The following is a 22,358-nucleotide window of genomic DNA, read 5'->3' as shown; positions in this document are numbered from 1 at the left end:
CCGGTGGTGCAAGCGCAAGGCCCGGTACTCAACTTGCCGGGGCGCATGGAGGCTTATTCGCGCGCGTCGATTTTTGCCCGGGTCAATGGCTACCTGAAATCCTGGAATGTCGACATCGGCACGCGCGTCAAAGCCGGCCAGGTATTGGCCGAAATCGACACCCCGGAACTCGACCAGCAACTGCTGCAAGCTCGCGCCACTTTGGCTTCGGCCCAGGCCGATGAACACCTGGCCGACACCACCGCCAAGCGCTGGCAAGCGATGCTCGCGACCGACTCGGTGTCGCGCCAGGACGTCGACGAGCGCACCGGCGACCTGACCGCCAAGCAGGCCAAAGTGACGGCGGCCAAAGCCAATGTCGAGCAGTTGGTGGCGACCAAGGGCTTCCAGCATCTGGTCGCGCCGTTTGCCGGTGTGGTCACCGCGCGCAGTACCGACGTGGGCGCGTTGATCAGCGCTGGCGGCACCGCCGGCAAAGAGCTGTTTGCGGTGGCCGACGTCAGCCGCCTGCGTGTGTATGTGCAAGTGCCGCAGACTTTCTCGCCACAGATTCGCGAAGGCACCACGGCGCGCCTGAGCGTGCCGGAGTATCGCGGCGAAACCTTCACCGGCAAGGTGATCGCCACCGCCGATGCGGTCAACGCCGCGTCCGGCAGCACCTTGGTGCAACTGCTGGTGGACAACCCCGGCGGCCGCCTGCTGCCCGGTGGCTACACCAGCGTGCAGTTTGATTTGCCGGTTCAGGCAGACGTGCTGCGCGTACCGTCCAGTGCCCTGGTGTTCGATGACAAAGGTATGCGCGTCGCCACCCTCGACAGCCAGGACCATGTGCACTTCAAGACCGTCACCATCGCCCGTGACTTTGGCGACAGTGTGGAGATCGCCAGCGGCCTGCAAGCGGCCGACCGCGTGATCGATACGCCGCCGGATGGCCTGGCCGATGATGATTCGGTGCAATTGGCTGCCGCTTCCGTCGAGGCCAAACCCCATGGCTAAGCGCAACTTGCTGGGCCTGCTCGTCAGCTTGAGCCTGGGTGCCTGCTCGTTGGCGCCGCCGCTTGAAGTGCCGCAAACACCTGTCGCCGCGCAGTTTCACACCCAAGGCCCATGGACCGTCGGCGCGCCCGACGACCAGGCCAACCGAGACGGCTGGTGGCGTATCTACAACGACCCGCAGCTGGATGCGATGCAGCAGCAGTTGCTGAAAAACAACCCGGGCCTGAGCGCGGCATTCGCGCATTACCAGCAATCCCAGGGGTTCCTGGCCCAGGACCGTTCGGGGCTGTTCCCCAAGCTCTCGGCCATCGGCAGCGGCCAGCGTATTCGCCAGTCGGACACCAAACCGCTGCGCTCGGCCACCTCGCCGGACGTCTATAACTCCGCGACATTGGGCCTGGAGGTGGATTATGAAGTCGACCTGTGGGGCCGCGTGCGCGACACGGTTGCGGCCGGCACCAGTGACTCGGAGGCGGCCAGGGCCGACCTGGCGTCGGTACGCCTGAGCCTGCAAGCGCAATTGGCTGACAGTTACATCCGCCTGCGCGGTATCGACTGGCAGAACCAACTGCTGGAACAGACCCGCGACGCCTACACCAAAGCCCTTAGCCTGACCGAGGGCTTGCACGGCGGCGGGATCGTGTCCGGGCTGGACGTGGCGCGGGCGCGCACGCAGCTGTCGACGGTCAAGTCGCAATTGAACCAGAGCCTGGTGCAACGGGCGGTGTTGGAGCATTCGATTGCGGCGATGCTGGGGGAGTCCGCCTCAACCTATACCGTCGCCGTGAATGTGGCGCCGATTGCATTGCCCAACGTGCCCACGGGCGTGCCGTCGAGCCTGCTGCAACGCCGCCCGGATATTGCCGCTGCCGAGCGTCGCATCGCGTCGGCCAATGCGCGGATCGGCGTGGCCAAGGCCGCATGGTTCCCGCAGATCACCTTGAGCGCCCAGGGCGGCTATCAGAGTGACGAGTTTGCCCGTTTGCTCAGCGCACCCAACCTGTTCTGGGCCATCGGCCCGTCGCTGGTCGGCACAATCTTTGATGGCGGCGCGCGCCAGGCCCAGGTGGATATTGCCAAGGCCGCCACTGACGAAGCCGCGGCCAAATACCGTGGCGTAGTGCTGGGCGCTTTCGAGCAAGTGGAAGACAACCTGTCGCAGATTGCGGGCCTGGGCAGCGCCCTGGATGACCAGCGTGACGCTGCCGCTGCCGCACAATACGCCGAAGACCTGTCGACCTCGCGTTATCGCCAGGGCGCCGTGGCCTATCTGGATGTGGTCACCGCCCAAGTGGCTGCGCTGGAAGCCAAGCGCAGTGTCCTGCAACTGCAAACCCAGCAATTAAGCGCTAATGTGGGCCTGATCAAGGCGCTGGGCGGCGGATGGAACGTGGCCCAACTGGCTGCATCGAACAGTACTCAAATCAAGGAGAAGTGAGCATGACCGACTACCTACCCCCGAAGGTGTGGACCTGGGACACCGAAAGTGGCGGCACTTTCGCCAGCATCAACCGGCCCATTGCCGGTGCGACCCATGACAAAGCACTGCCGGTCGGCAAACACCCGTTGCAGCTGTATTCCCTGGCCACGCCGAATGGGCAGAAGGTCACCATCCTGCTCGAAGAGCTGCTGGCCCTGGGGCACAGCGGCGCGGAATATGACGCGTGGCTGATCAAGATCGGCGATGGCGACCAGTTCGGCAGCGGCTTTGTGGCAGTCAACCCCAACTCCAAGATCCCGGCGTTGATGGACCACAGTGGTGACACGCCGATTCGCGTATTCGAGTCGGGTGCGATCCTGCACTACCTGGCCGAGAAGTTTGGCGCATTCTTCCCCACCGAGCCTGCTGCGCGGGCTGAGTGTTTGTCGTGGCTGTTCTGGCAGATGGGCAGCGCGCCGTACCTGGGCGGCGGCTTCGGGCATTTTTACGCCTATGCGCCGAGCAAGATGGAATACCCGATCAATCGCTTCGCCATGGAAACCAAGCGTCAACTGGACGTGCTCGACCAGCGCCTGGCGGTGAGTGAGTACATTGCCGGCGATGAGTACACCATTGCCGATATTGCGATCTGGCCGTGGTATGGCGGCTTGGTCAAAGGCCGTTTGTACGGCGCGTCAGCGGAGTTTTTGTCGGTGCACGAGTACAAGCACGTGCTGCGCTGGGCCGAGGCGATTGAAGCACGTCCGGCGGTGCAGCGTGGGCGGCGGGTGAATCGGGTGTCCGGGGCACCTGAGGAGCAACTGGCTGAGCGCCACGACGCCACCGATCTGGACTGAAACCCGGGCAAATTGTGGGAGCTGGCTTGCCTGCGATGACGGAGTGTCAGTCGATAAATTTGCAACTGACCCACCGCTATCGCGGGCAAGCCCGCTCCCACATTTGGACCTCCATATTCTTCCAAACTATTTGTAGCGCTGCTCGAACTGCACCCACACGTTGCGCTGGCCGAGGCGGTTGAAATACACCGATTTTGGACTGAAACTCGATCAAACTGTGGGAGCTGGCTTGCCTGCGATTGCGGTGGGCCAGTTATAAAATGGGTGACTGACACTCCGCTAACGCGGGCAAGCCCGCTCCCACAGTTGAGGGCACCCGACTTTTATTTGTAGCGCTGCTCAAACACCGCCACCTGTTCCGGCTTGATCAACTCAAACGGCACCCACACTTCCGATTCAATTGGCTCGCCCTTGATCATCCGAATCGCCGACTCCACGGCCTGTGTGGCCTGTGCCTTGGGGTCCTGGAACACCGAGGCGGTGAGCATGCCGCGCTTGATCGCCGCCAGGCCATCGGGCAAGCCGTCGATACCGATAATCGCGATTTCACCCTTGGCCTTGCCTGCCTGTTGCAACGCCATGGCCGCGCCAATCGCCATTTCATCGTTGTTGGCCACAATGGCGTCGAACTGTGTGCCGGCCAGCAGCCAATTGCTGGTCAGGTCCATGCCTTTGCTACGTTGCCATTCGGCGCTTTGCTGCTCGACCACCTTGATTCCCGGAAAGTCTTTGAGCACTTGCCTGGCGCCTTCGGTGCGGTCATGGGTGGCGTTCTGCGCGAGGTCGCCCATGATGATCGCCACATTGCCTTTGCCGCCGAGTTTTTCCGCCAGGTAGCGCATCTGCAATTGCCCGGCTTCGATGTCGTTGGAGGCCACCGTGACCACGCCTTTGGGCAGCGTGCGTTCGTCCGGGTGGCGGTTGACGTACACCAGCGGCGTCTTCGCGGCCACGGCGGCGCGGGTCATGTTGGCGGTGGCGGCGGTGTCCACCGGCAGCACGATCACCGCGTCGACTTTCTGGTTCAGAAAGCCTTCGACCTGATTGAGCTGGCGGACCACGTCGCCCTGGGCGTCTTCGAACTGGATCTGCACATCCTGCTGTTTGGCGGCAGCTTCCAGGCCGGTGCGCACGTAGGTCATGAAGTTATCGTCAACCCGGGCGATGCTCACGCCGATGCGGTAGGCGGCGAAGGTCCATTGGCTGAACAGCAGTAAAAAAGCAGCGACGATCAATGCGTAACGAGGCATGAGGCGGTTCCTTTTTTTGTTATAGGGTGAAGGCTTGGCGAAAACGTTGCAGCGCCAACTCACTGTCGCCGCTGGCCCAGCCTTCGAGGCCGACCACGCCGCTGTAGCCGATGGCGTGCAGCGCCTTGGCGATGGCCGGGTAGTGAATCTCGCCGGTGCCGGGCTCCTTGCGTCCTGGCACGTCGGCCACCTGGATTTCACCGATGGCGCTGCCTGCGCGCTGGATCAGTTCGATCAGGTTGCCCTCGCCGATTTGTGCGTGGTACAGGTCCAGGTTCATCTTCAGGTGCGGGCTGCCGACGGCTTCGATCAGTGCCAGAGTGTCGTCGGCACGGGCAAACGGCACGCCGGGGTGGTCGACGTCGGTGTTGAGGTTTTCCAGCAGAAACACGCGGCCGGCGTCTTCGCCCAGGCGCGCGATTTTTTCCAGGGTCTTGCACGCGCTCAGCCACATGCGCCCGGTGGTCTGGGCCACCGGCTGCACCGGCAGGCCACCGTCACCCAGGCCGGTGCCGTGCAGGTTGAGGCTGGGGCAGTTCAGGCGTGCGGCGACACCCAGGGACTCGCGGGCACTGTCGAGCAATTGGCGGATGCCGTCGGGGTCGGTGAGGGTGCCGCTGATGTAGCCGGTCATGGAGGTGAAGTCGGCGCCGGTGGCGGCCAGTGCGCCGATGTCCTTGTGGGTCCAGCTCCAGATTTCGGCGCTGAAACCCAGGGCATGAATGCGCTTTACGCGTTCGATAAAGGGCAGGTCGAGAAACACCATCTCGGCGCTGACCGCCAGTTTAAACGGCATCATCGGCCGGCTCCTGGCACGGTTACGGCCTTGCCGGTTTCGAACGACTCGATGCAGGCGCGGGCAATCGCCAGGGCCGCCCGTGCGTCTTCGCCGCTGGCCAGAGGCTTGGCGCCGGTGCGCAGGCACTCGACGAAGTGGTTGAGCTCGGCAATGTAGGCGTCGCGCAGCAGGTCGGTGTCCATGCGCTGGGTGTCGGCCTGGATCCCTTGGGCCAGGTAGCGCACCAAGTCAGATTCGTTGAGGCTGCCCATGCTCAGCATGCCTGCGCTGCCGAACACTTCGCCGCGCACGTCGTAGCCGTAGACCGCCTGGAAGTTGGCTTCGGCGGTGGCGATGGCGCCATTGTCGAAGCGAATCGTGACCACGGCGGTGTCGAGGAAGCCTTTGCTTTTGTATTGCGGTGCAATCAGCGCATCGGCCATCACGTAGACCTGCACCGCCTCGGCGCCCGGGTTGAGGTAGCGCAGGGTGTCGAAGTCGTGGATCAGGGTTTCGAGGAAGATCACCCACTGTGGCGAGTTGGCGGGGTTGTTGAGCGCCGGGTCGCGGGTCAGCGAACGCAGCAATTGTGGCGTACCAATACGCCCGGCCGCCACATCGAGGTGTGCGGTGCGAAAGCTCTTGGCAAAGCGCCGGTTGAAACCGACTTGCAGCGGTACACGGGCATCGGCAGCAGCGGCGATGGCGCGGTCGGCTTCATCGAGGGTGATGGCCATGGGTTTTTCGCAGAAGATGCCCTTGCCTGCGCGGGCAGCGCTGATCACCAGTTCGGCGTGGCTGCGTGCAGGGGCGGCGATAAGAACACCATCGATATCCGGGTCGTCGAGCAACTGCTGTGGGTCGGTGTAGAACTTGTTCACGCCCAGCTCCGCCGCCAGGCGTGCGGCCTGGCCGGGCGTGGGGTCGGCGATGGCGGCGAGGCAGGCGCCGGGGAGGTGTCGGGCGGCCGTCAGCCCGTGGAAACTGCCCATGCGACCGGCACCGATCAAACCCAGGCGGATGTTTTGTGTACTCATGCAATGACCCCTTTTTATTGTTGGCCGCAGGACATTTGTCAGCGGCTATGGGGTAGGAGCAAGCACTGTGCCAATATTTAAGCTGTTGATATTTAAAAGATTATAAAATTCCATAAACAAAAAGTGTTCATTCTGATGACATGCCTATACTGACATGTCAAAAACATGAACATGGACTGCAGCAATGACCTCCGCTCCCATGGCTTTCAGCGTGCAAGACCTCGACTACCTCACGGCCCTGGGGCCGGCTTCGCTGAACGACGGCCCGATTCCCGCGCTGGAACAGGCATGGCGGGCGTGTCTGGCGGGCGTGGTCGAACGCCCGGCCGCCGTTCGGCAGGTGATTTGGGATTCATGGCGGCGCAGTGTCGAGGCGGGTATCAGCCCGGATGACAGCCAGTACCGTTTTGTCGCCGCCGACGCGCTGGCGGCCACCCTGGCGGCCCACCGCGTGCTGATCGCGGCGGCGGCGCAGGTCATGCGCGGTTTGCTGGCCTACAACCCGCGCGGGCATATCAACCTCACCGACGCTGAAGGCACCACTCTGTATTTTTGCGGGCTGGATATCACGCCCATCGGCAGCCGCCTGCTGGAATCGGTACAGGGCACCAACTGCACCGGCCTGGCCCTGGCCGAAGACCGCCTGGTGTACGTGCTGGCCGAGGAGAATTTTGGCCGTGGCCTGCGTGAACGCCGCATGCATTGTGCCGCCGCGCCGATCAAGAATGCCCAGGGCCAGACCCTGGCCATGCTGACGCTCACTGCCGAGCCCGGCTGGTTTCACTTCCACACCCTGGGCACCGTGCAAGCGGCCGCCGAGGCGGTGGCGCGGCAGATGGCGTTGCAAGCGCTGCTGGAGGAACAGCAGACGGTGCTCGAGGTGCTCAACGAAGGCTTGGTGGTGCTCGATGAGCGCGGCTGCATCAAGGCGCTCAATCGCTACGCCCGGCAATTATTCCGCGTCGGCCTGGAACTGCTCGGCAGCCCGTTCCAGCGCCTGGGCCGCAGTGAGCTGAGCGATGCCATGTTGCTGCGGGCCGGCGAGGGCGTGCGTGACCTTGACTGCACCTTCCACTTGCACGACCGCAGCCAACTGGCGTGCCTGGTGTCGGTATGCCCGCTGGAGCAGGGCGGGGTGATTGTGTCGCTGCGCGAAAGCCGGCGTATTCGCGAAATTACCCGGCGCATTATCGGTACCCAGGCCAGCTATACCTTTGAAATCATCCAGGGTAATTCGCGAGCGATCCAGGACGCGTTGCACTTGGGGCGTATCGCCAGCCGCAGCGATTCCACCACCTTGATTCTCGGCGAAAGCGGCACCGGCAAGGAGCTGTTTGCCCAGGCGATTCACAATGGGAGCGAGCGGCATAAAGGCCAGTTTGTGGCAGTCAATTGCGGTGCGATTCCACGGGACCTGGTGCAAAGCGAACTGTTCGGGCATGTCGAGGGCGCATTCACCGGCTCCACCCGTGGCGGTTCGGCGGGCAAGTTTGAACTGGCCGATGGCGGCACGATTTTCCTCGATGAGATTGGCGACATGGCATTCGACGCCCAGGTCAGTTTGCTGCGGGTATTGCAGGAAGGTGAAGTTACCCGCGTCGGCGCAAAAAACTCCCGCCAAGTGAATGTGCGCATTATCGCCGCCACCCATCGCAACCTCAGCCAGGCGGTGGCGGAGGGCGCGTTTCGTGAAGACCTTTACTACCGCCTCAATGTCTTGAACCTGACCGTACCGCCGTTGCGCATGCGCCGTGACGATATCCCGCTGCTGGCGCGGCATTTCCTCAATCGGTGCGCCCGTTCGATGCGCAAAGCGGTTCAGGGTTTTTCGCCGGATGCATTGGAGTTGCTCTCGGCCTACGGCTGGCCCGGCAACGTGCGTGAGCTGGAAAACAGCATTGAGCGGGCAACCAACCTGGCGATGGGTGAGTTGATCCAGGCTGCCGATCTGCCACTTGAAACCCAGCAGCGTGCCGCCTTGCGCCCTTACGAACCTCAGCCCGCGCAGGACCTGAGCAGCCATGAGCGGCACGCTATCGTCGCCGCGCTTACCGCAGCCGGCGGCAATATCCGTCTGGCTGCGCGGCAGTTGAACGTGTCGCGAGGCGGGCTGTACAACAAGATGAGCCGGTTCGGGTTGAGCGCCGGGGATTTTCGCGTGCCGTAATCCTCAAGCAAAACCCGGTCAAAGGTGGGAGCTGGCTTGCCTGCGATTGCGCAGTGTCAGTTGATAAATGTGTAACTGACCCACCGCTATCGCAGGCAAGCCAGCTCCCACAGTTTTTTGATCGTTGTGTATCAGTTGGACAGGTTCTCCGAGGTCACGATCTGCGGTGGGATATGCACTCTGTGCCGCAGTGGATCGAAGGCCTCGGCGGCCTGCAACTCCACCAGTAATTCGATCAGCGCGGTCGCCGTCTGCCGAGGCTGTGAGTCCATCACCACATCAATCAAACCCCGGCTCAGCGCCTCACGCGACAACGCGGTGGACTCCTGCAAAATGCAGCACAGCGCCGGCCGTTTGGGCAGCTGCGCCAGGGCATTGATCACGCCGTCACCGCCGCCGCCCACCACGCACAGGCCGCGCAAATCGGTGTGGCGGGTGAGCAGGTCGAGGGTGGCTTCTTCAGTGATGTCGCTGTTGTCCAGGTTGATCAGCGGTTCCAGCGGCTTGAGCCCCGGCGCATGCTCGGCCAGGTAACTGTGCAAGCCTTCAACCCGCGCCTGGTGGCCGAGAAAACGATGGCCGCCCAACAGGATGCCGACGCTGCCTTTGCGTGCGCCGCAGGTGCGCGCCAGCAGCCAGCCCATGGTGCGCCCGACCACGTGGTTATCCTGGCCCACATACGGCTCCAAGGCTTGTTCGTGGATATCCGACAGCAACGCGACCACCGGCACGCCGGCTTCGCGAACCTGCGCCAGTGTGGCGTTGATCAACGGGTGGGCGAAGCTGACGACGGCGAGCGCGTCGCATTGCACCGCCAGTTGCTCGATTTGCGTAGCGATGGCACTGGGCGTGCGGTCGAGAATGTAGTCGAACTGGCAGGTCAGGTTGGCTGTAGCGTGCTGCTGCGCGGCCGTGCTGATCGACTGCGCCAGGTTGGCGTAAAACGCTTGGGCGGTGCCCAGCAGCAGGATGCCGAAACGGTAGGTGGGGCGCCGCTCACGAATGCGTTGGCCGATCAGCCGTGCGGCAAAATAACCCACGGCTTCGGCGGCCTGGAATACTTGCTCGGCGGTCTGCGGATTCACCGGCGCACGGGCGTTGAGTACGCGGTCGACGGTGGCCACACTCAAGCCTGCCTGGGCGGCGACAGTGGCGATGGTCGGGCGTTTATTATTATTCATGACAGGCCTCTCAAGCGTCTTGATAGAAAACTATCAAGCCTCGCTGGGCCTGGATGATAGCTTGATAGGGAATGGATTCAAGGCCTTGAGGCGGATTTATCCGCGCTCTATGGTTGGTTCGCAAAGCACCTGTTACCCAACGCTTGCGGAGAACAATAACAATGCCTGAACACACGCCTCACCGCGCTCGGCGCGACTACAGCCTCACCGGCCCTGAAGCTGCCCGCGCCGCTGAAAAGGGCCTGGTCTCGGCCAGTTGGTATCAATCGCCGATCTCGCGTAAACGCATGAAAGAACTGATGCAGCGCCGCGACGGCCCGGCGTTGCTCGACACAGCCCTGTGGGTGTCGGCGCTGCTGGTTACGGGGTTTGGCGGCTACTGGTTCTGGGGCTCGTGGGCGTGCGTGCCATTCTTTTTGGCTTACGGCGTGCTCTACGGCACCGCGTCCAACCCGCGTTGGCATGAGACCGGCCACGGCACCGCTTTCAAGACCCGCTGGATGAATGATGGGTTGTACCAGGTGGCGAGTTTCATGTGCATTTTCGAGCCGCATGTGTGGCGCTGGAGCCATGCGCGGCACCACACCGACACCATCGTGGTCGGGCGTGACCCGGAAATCGTCGAGCCGCGCCCGCCAAGTTTGTTGATGATGTGTCTGAGCCTGTTCAACCTGCCATTGGCCTGGAAAACTTTCAGCGGCGTGGCGCGCCATGCGATCGGCAAGATGAGCGCCCAGGAACAGGACTTCATCCCCGAGTCCGAATGGCCCAAGGTGTTCCGCGCTGCGCGGATCTGGGTCGGCATTTATGCGCTGGTGATCGGCACCGCGTTGTACCTGCACAGCTGGCTGCCACTGATGCTGGTCGGCCTGCCGAGCCTGTATGGCGCCTGGCTCGGCTACCTGTTCGGCCTCACCCAGCATGTGGGCCTGGCCGAGGATGTGCTGGACCATCGCAGCAACTGCCGCACCATCTACATGAATCGCGTGTTGCGCTTTATCTACATGGACATGAACTACCACCTCGAACACCACATGTACCCGATGGTGCCGTACCACGCGTTGGCGCAACTGCACGAAGAGATCCGCAGCGACTGCCCGCCGCCGTACGCGAATATTCTTGAGGCGTACAAGGAAATCCTGCCGACGATCTGGAAGCAGCGCAGCGATCCGAGCTATTTCGTGCAGCGCCCCGTGCGCCATCGCACAGAACCCACTGCCCATGCCCCGTTAAATGCCGAAGCCACTGCTGGCTGAGTTTCACCCCATCCAATAAGAGAAAACGCCATGAACGATCAATGGATCGACGTCTGCGCCGTGGGCGAAATAGACGAAGAAGACGTGCTGCGCTTCGACCATGGGCCGCACACCTACGCGGTGTACCGCTCGGCCGAGAATGAGTTTTTTGCCACTGCCGGCCTGTGCACCCACGAGAAAATCCACCTGGCCGACGGCCTGGTGATGGACCACGTGATCGAGTGCCCCAAACACAACGGGCGCTTCGATTACCGCTCCGGCAAGGCCCTCGGCGCGCCGGTGTGCGTCAACCTCAAAACCTACCCGGTGCGGGTCGAAGCGGGGCGGGTTCTGCTCGCCGTGACGGCGTGAGCATGAACGCACCCTTGATCATCGTCGGCGCAGGCCATGCCGGTGGCCGTGCGGCGCTGACCTTGCGCGAAGAAGGCTACACCGGGCGCCTGATCCTGATCGGCGATGAACCGCACTTGCCCTACGAGCGCCCGCCGTTATCCAAGGGCTTGCTGCAAGGCAGTACGGACCTGGCGGGTTGCAGCCTGTGCGACAGCCAGCGCATGGCCGCGCTGGGCATCGAACATATCGCCGGCAACCCGGTTACGCGCCTGGAGCCGCACCAGCACCGGCTGCAACTGGCTGACGGCCAATGGCTGGACTTTGCCGGTTTGCTGCTGGCCACTGGCGGCCGGGCGCGACGCTGGCCTGTGGAGCAGGCGAGCGTGCTTTACCTGCGCACCCATGATGAGGCGCTGGCCCTGCGCGACGCCTTGCGCCCCGGCACGCGGCTGGTGGTGGTCGGCGGTGGTTTTATCGGCCTGGAAGTGGCGGCGACCGCGCGCGGCCTGGGCTGCCAGGTCACGGTGCTTGAAGCAGGCCCACGCTTGGCGGGCCGGGTGTTGCCGCCGGTGATCAGCGAAGCGCTGCTGGATTTGCACCGCCAGCAAGGCGTTGAGGTGCGCTTGAATGTGGCACTCGAATCCATCGACGCCGACGCGGTGCAACTGGTCGATGGGCAGCGCTTGCCGTGTGATCGGGTGGTGGTCGGCATTGGCATGCAACCCAATCTCGAACTGGCTGCAGCAGCGGGGCTGGAAGTAGGGCAGGGCATTCGCGTCGATGCGCAACTGCGCACCAGTGCGCCGAACATTTATGCGGCGGGCGATGTGTGTGAGTTTCGCCTGGGAGGCCTGTATCAACGCCAGGAAACCTGGCGCAATGCCGAAGCCCAAGGTCGCCATGCTGCGCTGAATATGTTGGGGCGTGAGTTGCCGTTCGAGGCCATGCCGGGTTTTTGGTCCGACCAGTACGACTGGGGCTTGCAGACCGTTGGCGTGATGACCCCGCTGACGGTCAGCCGCGCACTGCCGGGCGGTGGTTTGCTGTTGTTCCACCTGGATACCGACGGGCATTTGCAAGGCGCTTGCGGCTGGGCGCTCGGCAATGGCGTGGCCAAGGACATCAAGCTGTGCGAACGCTTGATCAGCGCGCGCATTGCACTCAATACGGCCGACCTGGCCAACCCGGACGTTTCCCTTAAACACGTGCTGCGAGGCTGATATGCACCAATTGCTGGTGTTCCAATCCCTCTGGGCCATGCAGACCGAACCGGGGCCGCTGGAAGCCCGGCTCGATCGCATCGCCGCCGCCGGCTTCGACGGCATCACCGATCATTACTGGAAACCCGCCGAGGTCGCGCGCCTGCACGCTGCCGCCAGCGCCAGGGGCTTGCAGATCGAAGGCCAACTGTTCCCGCAATCGGTGGATGACCTGGCCGCCGCGCTGGATGTGATCAGCCGCTACGGCTGCCACCACCTCACCCTGCAGGCCGATGTGCGCCCGCGCACGCTGGCCGAGGCGGCCCGGCTGGTCGAAGGCTGGCAGCGCCTGGCCGAACAGGTGGACTTTCCGATCCTGCTGGAAACCCATCGCTACCGCCTTACCAACGACCTGCTGTTCACCCTCGACCTGCTCGCACAGATGCCCGACCTGAAACTGCTCGCCGACCTGTCCCATTACGTCGTCGGCCGGGAGTTACCGGAACCGGGCGCGTTCCAGGACGACGAGCAGATACGCACGATATTGCGCCACAGCTGGGGCTTTCACGGGCGAGTGGCCAGCAGTGAACAGGTGCAGGTCTCTGTGGATTTCCCCCAACACCAGGCCTGGGTAGAACGCTTTACCGGTTGGTGGCGCTACGGGATTGAAGACTGGCTGGCCCGGCCCGATGCGCCCAATAGCCTGTCGTTCACCTGTGAGCTGGGCCCGCCGCCCTATGCAATCACGGATGCAAACGGCGGTGAAATCAGCGACCGCTGGGCCGAGGCGCTGAAGCTGAAGACCCTGATTCGCCAGGTGTGGGAGAGCTGCCAGCGATGATCTGCTAATCTGCGCGGGTTAAAACCGCCCTTAGCCTGTGGACTTTCATCATGAAGACTTGCCCTGTTCAGCCACCTCTTGAGCCGCAGTCCGTCTGCCATCCCATCACCAGCAGCGCGATCTTCATGGTTGCAACCGTCGCTCCCGGCAGTGAAGACCAGGTGCGCGCCTGGTGCGGCGATATCGCCGGGCTGGTGCGTTCGGTGGGCAAGCGCGTGCCGGCGGGCAACCTGACCTGCGTCTGCGGGTTCGGCTCGGATGCCTGGAGCCGGCTGTTCGGCGGGCCACGCCCGGCGGCCTTGCACCCGTTTCGCGAGTTCGGCGTGCCAGGGCGCATGGCGCCGTCGACGCCCGGCGATATCCTGCTGCATATCCGCGCCGAGCAGATGGACCTGTGCTTCGAATTGGCCACGCAGTTGATGGTAGCCCTGGGCGACAGCGTCAAGGTGGTGGATGAGGTCCAGGGTTTCCGTTACTTCGATATGCGCAGCATCATCGGTTTTGTCGACGGCACCGAGAACCCGGTGGGGCGCAAGGCCGTCGGCTTTACCATCGTCGGCGATGAAGACGCGGAATTTGAAGGCGGCAGCTACGTGCTGGTGCAGAAGTACCTGCACAACATGAGCGCCTGGAACGAGCTGACGGTGGAAGCGCAGGAGAAAGTGATCGGGCGTACCAAACTGGCCGACATCGAGCTGGATGAAGAGACCAAACCGAGCAACTCCCACAGCGCCCTGACCGTGATCACCGACGAAAACGGCGAAGAAGTAAAAATCCTGCGCGACAACATGCCCTTTGGCCGCCCAGGCGCCGGCGAGTTCGGCACCTACTTTATCGGCTACGCGCGCTCGCCGCAGCCCTTGGAGTTGATGCTGGAAAACATGTTCGTCGGCCGCCCGGTCGGCAACTACGACCGCTTGCTGGACTTCAGTACCGCCGTGACCGGCGGCCTGTTTTTTGTGCCTTCGGCCGATTTGCTTGAAGAGCTGGCCGACCGTCAACCGGGGTCTTAACTGAGCAACCCGGTGCTGACCGCCACAATCAAGAAGACTCCCAGCAGCGCGCGATAAATCACAAACGGCCAGGTGGAGAACCGCTCCAGGAACTTCATCAGGCCCCAGATCGCGAAGAACGCCGAGATACTTGCCACCACCAGGCCGAAGAGCAAATGCGGCCAGGCGTGGGCGGGCATGTCGGCGTGCAGCAGCACCCACAGCTCTTTCAAACCGGCCAGCGCGATGGCGGGCAGGCCCAGCAGGAATGAAAAACGCGCCGCTTCCTCACGCTTGAAGTTGAGGAACAGCGCAGCGGTCAGCGTCGAGCCCGAGCGCGATACGCCGGGAATCAGCGCGCCAATTTGCGCAACCCCGACAATCAGTGCATCGCGCAGGCGCATCTGGCCCATGTCCCGGGTGTGACGTGCGCGCACTTCGGCCACCGCCAGCAGTACCGCCATCACCACACAGGAAATCCCGATCACCATCAGGCCGCGCAACGGCGAGTTGCAGCTGTTGAGGGTCGAGGACAAGGCCAGGCCGGCAATGCCGATGGGGATGGTCGCCAGCACAATCGCCACCGCCAGCTTGAACCACGGGTCGTTGTAGTCGCCCCGGCGTACCGCACCGATGCTGCCCGTGGTGACCTGGCGCACATCGCGCCAGAAATAACTGACCACCGCCGCCAGCGCCGCCAACTGCATCGCCGCCGAAAACGCCGAGCCGGGGTCTTGCCAGCCGAGCAGGGCGGGCACCACACGCATGTGGGCGGTGGACGACACCGGCAGCAGCTCGGTAATGCCCTGGATCACACCCAGGATGAAAATCTGCAGGTAATCCAGGGAGGCAAAGCCCACATCCAGGCCGGCGGAACAGACGTTGGTCAAAATAGAGGTCCTTGAGGAAAAGGTCGAAGCTGACGAAGTTTATTCTAAATGTTTCAGGAATTTCGGTTGGACGGGGCAAATCCGCAATCGGTTCAGCAAACAGAAAGGTTATGCAATGTATTGGCCTGCGCGCGTGTTTTGTGAACAATGGCGCCCTGCGTTTTGTCACCGAGAGCCCCATGCCTGAAACCACCGTTGAACTGATCCAGACTGGCCCCGAAGCGTCCGAGTTGATCCGCAACCTTTACCAGTATTACGCCTATGAGTCTTCGGACTGGGAACAGGAAGATGTCGAGGCGGATGGCCGCTTCTACATCCACGATGAGCACCTGACCCGTTACTGGCACGACCCGCAATGGAGCGCCAACCTGCTGCTGGTGGACGGTTATATCGCCGGCTTCCTGCTGATTGAAGGCAGCGAACTGCCAGGCATCGACGCCCTGGAACTGGCCGACCTGTTCATTCTCAAGCGCTACCGCCGCAAAGGCATTGGGCGTGCCATCGCCACCCAGGTGTTGAGCAGCGGCCAGGCCGATTGGCTGGTGCGTTTCTATGACCAGGATGAAGTGTCCCAGGCGTTCTGGCGTGCGGTGCTGGATGATTTGCCGCGCCCGGTGCAGACCCTGGAGCTTGAGGATGACCCGCAGTTGGTGAGTTACCTGATTACGCGGGCGGTCCTGCATTAAAGGCCTGTTGCATGGCCTGTGGCGGTTGCCCGAAGGCACGCAGAAACGCCTGGCGCATGCGTTCGCGGTCACCAAAGCCGGTTTCACGGGCCACCACTTCGACCGGGTGACGGCTGGTTTCCATCATTGCCCGGGCCGCTTCCACGCGCAGTGATTCGATGGCCTTGGCCGGCGTTTGCCCGGTTTCTTCGCGAAACACCCGACTGAACTGGCGCGGGCTCAGGCGGGCAACCTCGGCCAGGGCTTCGACCGAGAGGTCGTGGGTCAGGTTTTCGCGGGCATAGGCCAGGGCCAGCTGCACGCGGTCGGATTTGGGGTCCAGTTCCAGCAGGGCTGACAATTGCGACTGCTCACTGCCGCGGCGTTGGGCGATCACCAGTTTGCGGGCGATGCGCCGGGCCAGGTCGCTGCCCAGGTCAGCCTCGACCATGGCCAGTGCCAGGTCGACGCCGGCACTCATGCCGGCGCCGGTCCAGATCTGGCCGTCGACCACGAACAGTTTGTCTTCCTCAAGCTGGATGTGCGGGTAGCGCTTGCGAAAGGCGGGCGCGTGGATCCAGTGGGTGGTGGTGCGCTTGCCCTCGAGCAAGCCGGCTTCGGCCAACACGAAGATGCCCATGCACAATGAGGCCACACGCCGTGATTGGGCGGAGGCGGCCTTGACCAGCTCGAGCAGGTTGGCTTCCGGCAAGCGAAATTCCAGATAGCCGCTGACGATCAGCGTGTCATAGCCCTGCGCGCGGATCGGCGTAGTGTTCACCGAAAAGCCTTGGGAGGTCATCACGGCACCGCCGCTTTCCGACACCAGGTGAAACTCATAGGCCGGTTCGCCGCGCAGCAGGTTCGCGCATTCAAATACCGAGCCCAGGCTAAGGCTCAGGGATTGAAAGTTCGGGTAAACCATCAGCGCAACGCTGTGCATCATTGTTCTCCAAAAAACGCGGGCCAGGGCACGGGAGTGGCGATTGTCGGCGGGTGTCGGGTAAACGGCAACCGGCTTTGTGGCATGTCCGGAATCCTTGCGCATCTGACATTGTTGAAGGTGTGCGTGGCGCCTAACATCCCCTCAACGAACTAGACGACTGGTCTAATCGGACGGGAAGCGTGATGAACAACGAAACTAAAAGTACCCGGCAGGCGATTCTTGACACGGCGCAAGTGATTGTCGGCCGTAAAGGATTTTCTGCGGTGGGCTTGAACGAAATACTGCAAGCCGCCGAAGTACCCAAAGGCTCGTTCTATCACTACTTCAACTCCAAGGATGCGTTCGGCGTGGTGTTGCTCGACAGTTACTTCGACCACTACGTCAACGGCATGCAGCAGTTGTTCAATCAGCCTGAGCTGTCAGGTTTTGCCAAGTTGATGCGCTATTGGCAATCCTGGGTCGACAACCAGACCGGCTGCACCGACACGGGCAAATGCCTTGCCGTCAAACTCGGTGCCGAGGTGTCAGACCTTTCAGAGCCGATGCGTCTGGCCCTGCAGCGCGGCACTGCACGCGCCATTGAATTGCTTGCCCAGGCCTTGCAGCACGGCATTGAAGACGGCTCGCTGCAGGCACAGCCACACCCCGAAAGCCTGGCCCGGCGCCTGTATGCGTTGTGGTTGGGGACCAGCGTCATGAGCAAGATCACCCGAACATCCGCGCCGTTTGATGAGGCGCTGCTACTCACACAACATCTACTGCAACCCATCGATCGAGGCACTGGAAAATGAAAGTATTAATGGTACTGACCTCTCACGACCAGCTGGGCGATACCGGTCGTAAAACCGGCTTCTGGCTCGAAGAATTTGCCGCTCCGTATTACACCTTCAAGGACGCCGGTGCCGAACTGGTGCTGGCATCGCCGGCCGGTGGTCAGCCACCGCTGGACCCGGTAAGTGACCAGCCGGATGCGCAAACCGACGATACCCGCCGCTTTGCCGCCGATTCGGCCGCGCAGCAGGCCCTGGCCAACACGGTCAAGCTGGACTCGGTGAATGCTGCCGACTTCGACACGGTGTTTTACCCAGGTGGTCATGGGCCATTGTGGGACCTGGCCGAATCGCAAGCGTCGATCGCGCTGATCGAAGCCTTTGAGCGCGCCGGTAAGCCGATCGGGTTTGTCTGCCATGCGCCGGGCACGCTACGTCACGTCAAGGCGGTCAACGGCGAGCCGTTGGTGAAAGGCCGTCGTGTGACGGGCTTCTCCAATTCCGAAGAAGCCGCCGTGGGCCTGACCGATGTGGTGCCGTTTTTGATTGAAGATGATTTCAAGGCGCTCGGTGGCCTGTATGAGAAGGGCGCCGACTGGCAATCCTTTGTGCTTGAAGATGGTTTGCTGGTGACCGGGCAGAACCCTGCCAGCTCCAGCGATGTGGCCAAGGCCCTGCTGAAACTCACCGCTTAAATTAACTAACCGTTGTAGGCATTGGCGGCTCTCAAGAGCCGCCAATGCTTTTGTTCGCCCTGAATTTGGACTTTTACTCATGACCATGCGTGTTCTAAATACCCCGGTAAAACTGGGGCATCACAGCCTCAATAACCGGGTTGTGCTGCCGCCCTTGACCCGTCAACGCAGTGCGCAACCGGGTGATGTCGCCACCGACCTGATGGCCGAGTATTACCGCCAGCGCGCCAGCGCCGGGTTCATGGTCAGTGAAGGCACGCAGATCGAACCTCGCGGCCAGGGCTATGCGTGGACGCCGGGTATCTACACGCCCGCGCAGATCGACGGCTGGCGCAAAGTCACCGAGGCGGTGCATGCCGATGGCGGGGTGATTTTCGCCCAGCTCTGGCATGTTGGCCGTGTGTCCCATAACGCCCTGCAGCCAGAAGGGTTGGCACCGGTCGCGCCCTCTGCATTGAGGGCGGAGCAGGCGAAAGCCTTTATCGAAACCGGCCCCGGCGTGGGCGAATTGAAACAGCCGCCGGTGCCGCGTGCATTGAGCGTGCTGGAGATTGAGGAGTTGGTTGGGCATTACGCACAGGCTGCGCGCAATGCCTTGGACGCCGGGTTCGATGGCGTGGAAATCCATGCCGCCAATGGTTACCTGGTCAACCAGTTCATTTCGGCTCACGCCAACCAGCGCGACGACGAATACGGCGGCTCGTTGCACAATCGCCTGCGCTTTTTGCGCGAGATCGTTGAAGCAGTGACGGCCGTGGTTGGGCCGGAGCGTCTTGGCGTGCGTTTTTCGCCGTTGTTCAGCGGCACTGATCAGGACCGCGTGTATATCGGCCTGGTGGAGGAAGACCCGCATCACACCTATATCGAGGCGATCAAGGTGCTGGAGGCGTCCGGCATTGCCTATGTGTCCATCGCCGAAGCCGACTGGGACAACGCGCCTGACCTGCCGGAAACCTTCCGCCAGGCGGTGCGCAACACCTTCAGCGGACGGATCATCTACGCCGGGCGCTACACCGCTGAGCGTGGTGCAAAGCTGCTGGAGGCGGGGCTGGCAGACCTGATCGCATTCGGTCGCCCGTTCATCGCCAACCCGGACTTGCCACAGCGGCTTTTCAACGGCTGGCCATTGAACCCGCTGCGGGCTGAGGGCATGTATGGCGGCTCTGAGCTGGGCTATACCGATTACCCGGTGTACGCCGGGTAAGTGTGCCAAGCCGCTGCGATGGCGGTGGTTCAGGTGGTTAATGTTTCGCCTGTGCCGCCGTCTTCGCAGCCTCGCCGGGGCTCGACAGCTCCCACAGTTGAGCTTTGTTGCTGGGGGGATCTGCGCTTGCCGCGATGGCCTTGCGAACTGAAATCGAACCAACACAGCTGATCCCCTGTGGGAGCTCCCGAGCTTTAGCGAGGCTGCGAAAGCGGTGGGTCAGGCAACTTATATGTCGCCTGTGCCGCCGCTTCGCCGGGGCTCGATTACTTCACTTGCAACACGATCTTGCCGATATGGTCGCCACCTTCCATGCGCGCATGGGCCTGGGCGGCGTCGGTGTATGCGTACACTTTGTCGATGATCGGCAGGCAGCGCCCGGCGGACAGCACCGGCCATATGTATTCGCGCAGTTGCTCAGCGATTGCGGCTTTCTCGTCCTTGGTGCGAGCGCGCAACAGCGAGCCGGTGATGACTGCGCGTTTGCCGAGGATCGTCAGCAGGTCGACGTCATTGGCTTTGCCGCCGCCGAGGAAGCCCAGCATCACCAAGTGCCCGTCCATGCCCAGGGCCTTGAGGTTGTTGTTCAGGTAGGAGGCTCCCATGATGTCGAGGATCACATCGACGCCCTGGTCGCCGGTCTTCTTGGCGATGACCTCGGCAAAGTCCTGCTCGCGGTAATTGATCGGCTCGGCGCCCAGTTTGGCAATTGCCGCGCATTTGTCGGCGCTGCCGGCGGTGGCGAACGCCTGGATGCCGAACTCCTGGCAGAGCATCAGCGCGGTGGTGCCGATGCCACTGGTGCCGCCGTGGATCAAGGCGCGTTGGCCTGTGTGCGCGCCACCCAGGCCGAACAGGTTGGCCCAGACAGTGAAAAAGGTTTCTGGCACGGCAGCGGCTTGAATCCAATCCATGCCTTCAGGAATCGGCAGGGCCTGGCTGGCGGGTACGGCGCAGAACTGTGCATAGCCGCCACCATTGGTCAGGGCACAGACCTTGTCGCCCAGGCTGTATTCACTGACGCCATCGCCCAGCGCAACCACTTCGCCGGCCACTTCCAGGCCCGGTATCGGGCTCATGCCGGGTTTCATCGGGTACTTGCCGGCGCGTTGCAGGGCATCGGGACGGTTCACCCCGGCGGCATGCACGCGGATCAGAATTTCGCCGGGGCCGGCTACCGGTACGTCTGCGCGACGCGGTTGCAGGACTTCAGGGCCACCAGGCGTGGTGATTTCAATCAGGGTCATTTCTTTGGGCAGTGTCATGTGAGCCTTCCTGTAACGATGAACGTGTGGATTGGGACCGTGGCGGTCGGTCAGCGGTTCAGCGCAAAAAACCGCGAAACCGGACGAAGGGCGGTGGTGTACGAACTCGGTTGAACGGTTCAGCGTCTATGCTGGTCCACTGACCTCTACCGTCAGATCAACAGGTGAACCAAATGGCCAAGACTTATAGCTACGCCGCGCGGGATTCCAAGGACTCACTCAAGCCTTTCACCTTCGAGCGGCGTGCGCCAGGGGCGGATGATGTACAGATCGATATTCTTTACTGCGGCGTGTGCCACTCCGACCTGCACACCGTGCGCAACGAGTGGCACAACACGCTTTATCCGTCGGTGCCTGGCCATGAGATTGTCGGTCGTGTGACGGCGGTAGGCGCCAATGTCAAAAAATTCAAAGTCGGCGACCTGGCCGGTGTCGGCTGCATGGTCGACAGCTGCCAGGCGTGCGCTTCCTGCGCCGAGGGCGAGGAGCAATACTGCGAGAATGGCTTTACCGGCACTTATAACGGCCCGATGTTTGGGGGTGAAAACACCTTCGGCGGTTACTCGGACAACATCGTGGTCAAGGAGAAGTTCGTGCTGCGCATCTCGCACGGCGATGCCAACCTGGCGGCCGTGGCGCCGTTGCTCTGTGCCGGGATCACCACCTATTCGCCGCTGCACCATTGGAAGGTTGGGCCGGGCAAGAAAGTCGGGGTGGTCGGCCTCGGTGGTCTGGGCCATATGGCGGTGAAAATCGCCCACGCCATGGGCGCTCACGTAACGCTGTTTACCACCTCACCGAACAAGCGCGAAGACGGTTTGCGGCTGGGCGCCGATCAGGTGGTGGTGTCGAAGAACCCGGACGAAATGGCCAAGGTCGCCAACAGCCTGGACTTTATCCTCAATACCGTGGCTGCGCCGCACAACCTTGACGCATTTATCAGCCTGCTCAAGCGCGACGGCACCATGACCCTGGTCGGCGTACCCGACAGCCCGCACCCGTCACCGGCGGTGTTCAACCTGATCTTCAAACGCCGCAGCCTGGCCGGTTCGCTGATCGGCGGTATCCAGGAAACCCAGGAGATGCTGGACTTTTGTGCCAAGCACAAGATTGTCTCGGACATTGAGATGATTGATATCCAGGGCATCAATGAAGCCTACGAGCGGATGCTCAAGGGCGATGTGAAATACCGGTTTGTGATTGATATGCAGAGCTTGAAGAAGGAAAGTCACGCGGCGTAAAGCGTGCCTTCATTCAGCACTGAGCGTTGCTTTTGTGTGGGAGCTGGCTTGCTTGCTGTGGCGGTTTGTCGGAGTACATATCCGTTGCTGCGGTCACGGCTGAGTAGGGTTCCGCTCTTACAGCGGGTCACTTTTGGCAAACGCCCCAAAAGTAACCAAAAGGTCTGTGCCCCACCACTCGGTGCCTCGCTTAGGCTCGGCATGCCCGCAATCCGGCTTGAATCCGTGGGCCGCCGCGATGGGCCATCCTTGGCCCAGCGCGGCTAACCCGGCGTCCTGCCGGGTTACCCACGGATTCAAGCCTGCGTTCGGCCATCGTGGTTAACGGGGCGCCTCAGATCAAAATCAAGATCAGGTTCTACCGCACGGTGGCCT

At 62.3% G+C, this 22,358-nt stretch carries 21 protein-coding genes; 14 read left to right on the top strand and 7 right to left on the bottom strand.

Translation table 11 applies throughout. The annotated features are described in order from the left end of the window. The 3 genes from FEM54_RS03015 to yghU form a co-directional block, all read left to right on the top strand. The coding region (locus tag FEM54_RS03015; protein WP_138449441.1) for an efflux RND transporter periplasmic adaptor subunit at positions 1 to 996 on the top strand (996 nt) is incomplete at its 5' end. Continuing rightward, the gene (locus FEM54_RS03010) at positions 989 to 2,434 is read left to right on the top strand and encodes an efflux transporter outer membrane subunit (protein ID WP_138449440.1); all 1,446 of its coding nucleotides are present in this window, start codon (positions 989 to 991) and stop codon (positions 2,432 to 2,434) included. The genes FEM54_RS03015 and FEM54_RS03010, both read left to right, overlap by 8 nt. A 2-nt stretch (positions 2,435 to 2,436) precedes the next feature. Beyond that, positions 2,437 to 3,273, top strand: coding sequence for a glutathione-dependent disulfide-bond oxidoreductase (yghU, locus tag FEM54_RS03005; RefSeq protein ID WP_138449438.1), 837 nt, complete (start codon positions 2,437 to 2,439; stop codon positions 3,271 to 3,273). Between the two features lie 323 nt (positions 3,274 to 3,596). Here yghU and FEM54_RS03000 read toward each other — a convergent pair whose 3' ends face one another. From FEM54_RS03000 to FEM54_RS02990, 3 genes are read right to left on the bottom strand one after another with little or no spacing between them, the layout of a single operon-like run. Next, positions 3,597 to 4,523, bottom strand: a complete 927-nt coding sequence (locus FEM54_RS03000) for a sugar ABC transporter substrate-binding protein (protein ID WP_056861869.1) — start codon at positions 4,521 to 4,523, stop codon at positions 3,597 to 3,599. A gap of 19 nt (positions 4,524 to 4,542) precedes the next feature. Beyond that, on the bottom strand, positions 4,543 to 5,322 hold the full coding sequence (locus tag FEM54_RS02995) for a TIM barrel protein (RefSeq protein ID WP_138449436.1): 780 nt from the start codon (positions 5,320 to 5,322) through the stop codon (positions 4,543 to 4,545). Next, the gene (locus tag FEM54_RS02990) at positions 5,319 to 6,338 is read right to left on the bottom strand and encodes a Gfo/Idh/MocA family oxidoreductase (RefSeq protein ID WP_138449435.1); all 1,020 of its coding nucleotides are present in this window, start codon (positions 6,336 to 6,338) and stop codon (positions 5,319 to 5,321) included. Before FEM54_RS02990 ends, FEM54_RS02995 begins: the two co-directional genes overlap by 4 nt. Positions 6,339 to 6,522: 184 nt before the next feature. On the opposite strand from FEM54_RS02990, the gene FEM54_RS02985 reads away from it, so the two are divergent. Next, positions 6,523 to 8,505, top strand: a complete 1,983-nt coding sequence (locus tag FEM54_RS02985; protein WP_138449433.1) for a sigma-54 interaction domain-containing protein — start codon at positions 6,523 to 6,525, stop codon at positions 8,503 to 8,505. Between the two features lie 131 nt (positions 8,506 to 8,636). Here FEM54_RS02985 and FEM54_RS02980 read toward each other — a convergent pair whose 3' ends face one another. Further along, entirely contained in the window at positions 8,637 to 9,686 is a 1,050-nt protein-coding gene (locus FEM54_RS02980) for a LacI family DNA-binding transcriptional regulator (protein WP_099549164.1), read from the bottom strand. A 161-nt stretch (positions 9,687 to 9,847) separates the two neighbouring features. Between FEM54_RS02980 and FEM54_RS02970 the strand changes: the two genes are divergently transcribed. The 5 genes from FEM54_RS02970 to FEM54_RS02950 are packed head-to-tail and all read left to right on the top strand — an operon-like array spanning position 9,848 to position 14,328. After that, the gene (locus tag FEM54_RS02970; protein WP_138449429.1) at positions 9,848 to 10,942 is read left to right on the top strand and encodes a fatty acid desaturase family protein; all 1,095 of its coding nucleotides are present in this window, start codon (positions 9,848 to 9,850) and stop codon (positions 10,940 to 10,942) included. A gap of 30 nt (positions 10,943 to 10,972) precedes the next feature. Further along, entirely contained in the window at positions 10,973 to 11,293 is a 321-nt protein-coding gene (locus tag FEM54_RS02965) for a MocE family 2Fe-2S type ferredoxin (protein WP_017134582.1), read from the top strand. Between the two features lie 2 nt (positions 11,294 to 11,295). After that, positions 11,296 to 12,495 carry an NAD(P)/FAD-dependent oxidoreductase gene (locus FEM54_RS02960; RefSeq protein WP_138449428.1) on the top strand — a complete coding sequence of 400 codons (1,200 nt, stop codon included), beginning with the start codon at positions 11,296 to 11,298 and terminating at the stop codon, positions 12,493 to 12,495. Position 12,496: 1 nt separating this feature from the next. Further along, a complete protein-coding gene (locus FEM54_RS02955; RefSeq protein ID WP_138449426.1) occupies positions 12,497 to 13,315 on the top strand; it encodes a sugar phosphate isomerase/epimerase family protein in 819 nt (272 codons plus the stop codon). A gap of 50 nt (positions 13,316 to 13,365) precedes the next feature. Then, complete coding sequence (locus tag FEM54_RS02950; protein ID WP_138449424.1) at positions 13,366 to 14,328, top strand: Dyp-type peroxidase; 963 nt, start codon at positions 13,366 to 13,368, stop codon at positions 14,326 to 14,328. Here the strand turns inward: FEM54_RS02950 and FEM54_RS02945 are convergent. After that, entirely contained in the window at positions 14,325 to 15,197 is an 873-nt protein-coding gene (locus tag FEM54_RS02945) for an undecaprenyl-diphosphate phosphatase (RefSeq protein ID WP_099549168.1), read from the bottom strand. The two genes, FEM54_RS02950 and FEM54_RS02945, sit on opposite strands and share 4 nt — an antisense overlap. 179 nt (positions 15,198 to 15,376) lie before the next feature. Between FEM54_RS02945 and FEM54_RS02940 the strand changes: the two genes are divergently transcribed. Continuing rightward, positions 15,377 to 15,883, top strand: a complete 507-nt coding sequence (locus FEM54_RS02940; protein WP_099549190.1) for a GNAT family N-acetyltransferase — start codon at positions 15,377 to 15,379, stop codon at positions 15,881 to 15,883. Here FEM54_RS02940 and FEM54_RS02935 read toward each other — a convergent pair. Next, positions 15,861 to 16,805 (bottom strand): GlxA family transcriptional regulator, encoded by a 945-nt coding sequence (locus FEM54_RS02935; RefSeq protein WP_138449421.1) that lies wholly within the window; start codon positions 16,803 to 16,805, stop codon positions 15,861 to 15,863. The two genes, FEM54_RS02940 and FEM54_RS02935, sit on opposite strands and share 23 nt — an antisense overlap. Positions 16,806 to 16,990: 185 nt before the next feature. Between FEM54_RS02935 and FEM54_RS02930 the strand changes: the two genes are divergently transcribed. The 3 genes from FEM54_RS02930 to FEM54_RS02920 all read left to right on the top strand — a co-directional run bounded on the left by FEM54_RS02930 (position 16,991) and on the right by FEM54_RS02920 (position 19,477). Continuing rightward, the gene (locus FEM54_RS02930; RefSeq protein WP_138449420.1) at positions 16,991 to 17,599 is read left to right on the top strand and encodes a TetR/AcrR family transcriptional regulator; all 609 of its coding nucleotides are present in this window, start codon (positions 16,991 to 16,993) and stop codon (positions 17,597 to 17,599) included. Then, a complete protein-coding gene (locus tag FEM54_RS02925) occupies positions 17,596 to 18,273 on the top strand; it encodes a type 1 glutamine amidotransferase domain-containing protein (protein ID WP_017134590.1) in 678 nt (225 codons plus the stop codon). The genes FEM54_RS02930 and FEM54_RS02925 overlap by 4 nt, the downstream gene beginning before the upstream one ends. A gap of 79 nt (positions 18,274 to 18,352) precedes the next feature. Then, positions 18,353 to 19,477 carry an alkene reductase gene (locus FEM54_RS02920; protein ID WP_138449418.1) on the top strand — a complete coding sequence of 375 codons (1,125 nt, stop codon included), beginning with the start codon at positions 18,353 to 18,355 and terminating at the stop codon, positions 19,475 to 19,477. 266 nt (positions 19,478 to 19,743) lie between these two features. Here the strand turns inward: FEM54_RS02920 and FEM54_RS02915 are convergent, their stop codons facing one another. Continuing rightward, entirely contained in the window at positions 19,744 to 20,742 is a 999-nt protein-coding gene (locus FEM54_RS02915; protein ID WP_138449416.1) for an NAD(P)H-quinone oxidoreductase, read from the bottom strand. Between the two features lie 173 nt (positions 20,743 to 20,915). Here FEM54_RS02915 and FEM54_RS02910 point away from each other — a divergent pair, with 173 nt between their 5' ends. Continuing rightward, the gene (locus FEM54_RS02910; RefSeq protein WP_138449414.1) at positions 20,916 to 21,983 is read left to right on the top strand and encodes an NAD(P)-dependent alcohol dehydrogenase; all 1,068 of its coding nucleotides are present in this window, start codon (positions 20,916 to 20,918) and stop codon (positions 21,981 to 21,983) included. Positions 21,984 to 22,358 lie beyond the last annotated feature (375 nt).

The sequence above is a fragment of the Pseudomonas edaphica genome (genome assembly GCF_005863185.1).
Classification (GTDB): domain Bacteria; phylum Pseudomonadota; class Gammaproteobacteria; order Pseudomonadales; family Pseudomonadaceae; genus Aquipseudomonas; species Aquipseudomonas edaphica.
Note: the sequence above shows the minus strand (reverse complement) of the source record. Positions and strands in the feature narration are given on the sequence as shown.

Coding starts and splice junctions, on each gene's coding strand:
- FEM54_RS03010 (WP_138449440.1), top strand. CDS start 989: ATGGCTAAGCGCAACTTGCTGGGCCTGCTCGTCAGCTTGAGCCTGGGT.
- yghU (WP_138449438.1), top strand. CDS start 2,437: ATGACCGACTACCTACCCCCGAAGGTGTGGACCTGGGACACCGAAAGT.
- FEM54_RS03000 (WP_056861869.1), bottom strand. CDS start 4,523: ATGCCTCGTTACGCATTGATCGTCGCTGCTTTTTTACTGCTGTTCAGC.
- FEM54_RS02995 (WP_138449436.1), bottom strand. CDS start 5,322: ATGATGCCGTTTAAACTGGCGGTCAGCGCCGAGATGGTGTTTCTCGAC.
- FEM54_RS02990 (WP_138449435.1), bottom strand. CDS start 6,338: ATGAGTACACAAAACATCCGCCTGGGTTTGATCGGTGCCGGTCGCATG.
- FEM54_RS02985 (WP_138449433.1), top strand. CDS start 6,523: ATGACCTCCGCTCCCATGGCTTTCAGCGTGCAAGACCTCGACTACCTC.
- FEM54_RS02980 (WP_099549164.1), bottom strand. CDS start 9,686: ATGAATAATAATAAACGCCCGACCATCGCCACTGTCGCCGCCCAGGCA.
- FEM54_RS02970 (WP_138449429.1), top strand. CDS start 9,848: ATGCCTGAACACACGCCTCACCGCGCTCGGCGCGACTACAGCCTCACC.
- FEM54_RS02965 (WP_017134582.1), top strand. CDS start 10,973: ATGAACGATCAATGGATCGACGTCTGCGCCGTGGGCGAAATAGACGAA.
- FEM54_RS02960 (WP_138449428.1), top strand. CDS start 11,296: ATGAACGCACCCTTGATCATCGTCGGCGCAGGCCATGCCGGTGGCCGT.
- FEM54_RS02955 (WP_138449426.1), top strand. CDS start 12,497: ATGCACCAATTGCTGGTGTTCCAATCCCTCTGGGCCATGCAGACCGAA.
- FEM54_RS02950 (WP_138449424.1), top strand. CDS start 13,366: ATGAAGACTTGCCCTGTTCAGCCACCTCTTGAGCCGCAGTCCGTCTGC.
- FEM54_RS02940 (WP_099549190.1), top strand. CDS start 15,377: ATGCCTGAAACCACCGTTGAACTGATCCAGACTGGCCCCGAAGCGTCC.
- FEM54_RS02935 (WP_138449421.1), bottom strand. CDS start 16,805: ATGCACAGCGTTGCGCTGATGGTTTACCCGAACTTTCAATCCCTGAGC.
- FEM54_RS02930 (WP_138449420.1), top strand. CDS start 16,991: ATGAACAACGAAACTAAAAGTACCCGGCAGGCGATTCTTGACACGGCG.
- FEM54_RS02925 (WP_017134590.1), top strand. CDS start 17,596: ATGAAAGTATTAATGGTACTGACCTCTCACGACCAGCTGGGCGATACC.
- FEM54_RS02920 (WP_138449418.1), top strand. CDS start 18,353: ATGACCATGCGTGTTCTAAATACCCCGGTAAAACTGGGGCATCACAGC.
- FEM54_RS02915 (WP_138449416.1), bottom strand. CDS start 20,742: ATGACACTGCCCAAAGAAATGACCCTGATTGAAATCACCACGCCTGGT.
- FEM54_RS02910 (WP_138449414.1), top strand. CDS start 20,916: ATGGCCAAGACTTATAGCTACGCCGCGCGGGATTCCAAGGACTCACTC.